General features: G+C 70.2%; 1 protein-coding gene. It reads left to right on the forward strand.

The window, feature by feature from the left end; genetic code table 11:
- Positions 1–44: 44 nt before the first annotated feature.
- Positions 45–1,268, forward strand: a complete 1,224-nt coding sequence (locus tag ACWDA7_RS53035; protein WP_361825502.1) for an NAD(P)-dependent malic enzyme — start codon at positions 45–47, stop codon at positions 1,266–1,268.
- The last annotated feature ends 8 nt before the right edge of the window (positions 1,269–1,276 follow it).

Below are 1,276 nucleotides of genomic sequence, written 5' to 3' on the forward strand. Positions count from 1 at the left end.
GAGTGGTCACCCTCAAACCATGAACATCTAAGGGGTTCAAGACAGTGGCAGCGGAGATCGTCAATCCTCGCAGCGACAGCAATACGGATCAGGACGGCGGGGCCGAGCCCCACGATTCCTTCGATCCTGTGTTCGCGCTGCACCGCGGCGGCAAGATGGCCGTGCAGGCCACCGTGCCGGTCCGCGACAAGGACGACCTGTCCCTCGCGTACACCCCCGGGGTCGCCCGGGTGTGCACCGCCATCGCGGAACAGCCGGAGCTGGTCCACGACTACACCTGGAAGTCGTCGGTCGTCGCGGTGGTGACGGACGGTACGGCCGTCCTCGGCCTCGGCGACATCGGCCCCGAGGCCTCCCTCCCGGTGATGGAGGGCAAAGCGATCCTGTTCAAGCAGTTCGGCGGGGTGGACGCGGTCCCGATCGCGCTCGCCTGCACGGACGTGGACGAGATCGTCGAGACCGTGGTGCGCCTCGCGCCCTCCTTCGGTGGTGTGAACCTCGAGGACATCTCGGCACCGCGGTGCTTCGAGATCGAGCGCCGGCTCCAGGAGCGGCTGGACATCCCGGTCTTCCACGACGACCAGCACGGCACGGCCGTGGTGACGCTGGCGGCCCTGCGGAACGCGGCGAAGCTGACCGGGCGGAGCATCGGCGAGCTGCGCGCGGTCATCTCGGGCGCCGGCGCGGCCGGGGTCGCCATTGCGAAGATGCTGATCGAGGCGGGGATCGGCGATGTGGTGGTCGCCGACCGCAAGGGTGTCGTGTCGCTCGACCGCGAGGACCTGACGCCCGTCAAGCGGGACGTCGCCGGGTTCACCAACAAGGCCGGACTCACGGGTTCGCTCGAGCAGGCCCTCGCGGGCGCCGACGTCTTCATCGGCGTCTCCGGCGGCACGGTTCCGGAGGAGGCCGTGGCCTCGATGGCTGAGGGCGCCTTCGTCTTCGCGATGGCCAACCCGACTCCCGAGGTGCACCCGGACGTCGCGCACAAGTACGCGTCCGTGGTGGCGACCGGACGGTCCGACTTCCCGAACCAGATCAACAACGTGCTGGCGTTCCCGGGCATCTTCGCCGGCGCCCTTCAGGTGCGGGCGTCCCGTATCACCGAGGGGATGAAGATCGCCGCGGCCGAGGCGCTCGCGGCTGTCGTCGGCGACGACCTGGCGGCTGACTACGTGATCCCGTCGCCCTTCGACGAGCGGGTGGCCCCGGCGGTGACGGCGGCGGTCGCCGCTGCGGCCCGGGCCGAGGGAGTCGCGCGCCGATAGCTCCGCCG

The organism is Streptomyces sp. NPDC001156 (assembly GCF_053598275.1).